Genomic DNA, 1523 nt, shown 5'->3' with positions numbered 1-1523 from the left:
TGAAGTGCAAGACAAAAGTTAGACAAAATTAAAATATTAAGCTGCTAAGGCATGGTTTCGGTATTCGACTGGAGTCATGCCTTTTGTTTTTAAGGTTGTTCTGACATGGTTAAAGTATTGAACGTAGTCGTGAGAAAGTTCGGTTAATTCTGCGATATCCTTGCATGGCAGAAACCCTGCTAGTAACTCGGTCTTAAATAAGTGAAAGAAACTTTCTACTGGAGCGTTATCCAGGCAATTTCCTTTCCGCGACATGCTTTGAATAAACTGGTGATCCGCCAATTTTTGGGTATAGTAATCTAACTGGTAATGCCAGCCCTGATCCGAATGAATAATTGGGTGAGCATTATCAGGTAGATTGGTAATTAATTCTTCTATGGTTTTTATAATCAGTTCTTTATTCGGACTGATACTTATTTGGAAAGCTAGGATCTCTTGACTCGCTTCATCAATCATCGCTGAGATGTAAGCCCACTGATGATTAGCTAAACGGACTTGTGTTACATCAGTATGGATAACATGATAGGGACGTTTTTCATTGAAGTTTTGTTTTAACCGATTGTCTGCAATCTTACCAACCGTACCATGGTAGGATGAATACTTACCATTACGATGGCGATTATACAAACTTACTTGAACATTTAATTCCCGCATTAACTTGCGAATAGTATCCCCAGCCAAATGTAATCCTATTCGGTCTAGCTCCATTTGAATACGACGATAACCTGCGGTCCAACGTCCACGAAGTCTAAACCGTTGGGCAATCTTTAGAATTTGAGCTTTAGCTTCTTCGTATTTGTCGTGAGAGCGGGCAATTCGTTTACGTTCATCGTGATAGGTTGCTTTGGCAAGTCCAATGGTTTTGAGAAGATCGCCGATCTTATAGCGCAGTTTCTTTGGTCGCTGTGATTGATCGTCCCTGATCTGATCCACTATTTGGGTTTTCTTCCTGGCTTTGAGGGTCCGAACAGGGACAGCGATTTTTTTAAGATATCACGCTCCATCTTAGTTTCATAAAGTTCTTGGTTCTTCTTCGTCAATTCTTCCTTTAATCGCTCCAGCTCACTTTTATTAGCGAGCTGACGAGCCTGTTTTTTAGTATGTTTCACTTTAGACGGCCTACCTTTCGGATGAGGCTTCAAAGCTGCAATACCGTCCCGTTCAAATTGCGAACGCCATCTTGAAACTTGCGCTGTTAAAATATTAAAGCGAGCGGCTACTTCAGCCATCGAATCCTCATGAGTTTGGTAGTAGTCTATCACATTTAGTTTAAAATCGGCGGTAAATATTCGTTTATGACGTCGTTTTTCAAGTGCATTGATCCCCCTCAATTGGTATCCCTGAACCCATTCAGCAATACGTCGCCCATTAATTTGATATTTCTTGCTTAAATCATTGGTACTTTGCGAAGTCGAAAGGTATTCATGAACAATTTGAGCTTTCAGTTCTGATTTATATTTGGTCATACAAAAAAGTGCCTCACAATCATTAGATTTCTTGTCTAACAATTGTAGGGCACTTCA

At 40.0% G+C, this 1523-nt stretch carries 2 protein-coding genes; both read right to left on the bottom strand.

What is annotated here, in order from left to right; genetic code table 11:
* Positions 1 to 36 precede the first annotated feature (36 nt).
* The gene (locus tag ACI35L_RS13325; protein WP_086118432.1) at positions 37 to 933 is read right to left on the bottom strand and encodes an IS3 family transposase; all 897 of its coding nucleotides are present in this window, start codon (positions 931 to 933) and stop codon (positions 37 to 39) included.
* Positions 933 to 1466 carry a helix-turn-helix domain-containing protein gene (locus tag ACI35L_RS13320; protein WP_086118431.1) on the bottom strand — a complete coding sequence of 178 codons (534 nt, stop codon included), beginning with the start codon at positions 1464 to 1466 and terminating at the stop codon, positions 933 to 935. Before ACI35L_RS13320 ends, ACI35L_RS13325 begins: the two co-directional genes overlap by 1 nt.
* Positions 1467 to 1523: the final 57 nt, after the last annotated feature.

Source organism: Pradoshia sp., assembly GCF_051873915.1.
GTDB lineage: Bacteria > Bacillota > Bacilli > Bacillales > Pradoshiaceae > Pradoshia.
This window is presented reverse-complemented; position numbering and strand designations above follow the sequence as displayed.

Excerpts from the sequence above, each read along its gene's own strand:
- ACI35L_RS13320 (WP_086118431.1), bottom strand. The coding sequence starts at position 1,466 with ATGACCAAATATAAATCAGAACTGAAAGCTCAAATTGTTCATGAATAC.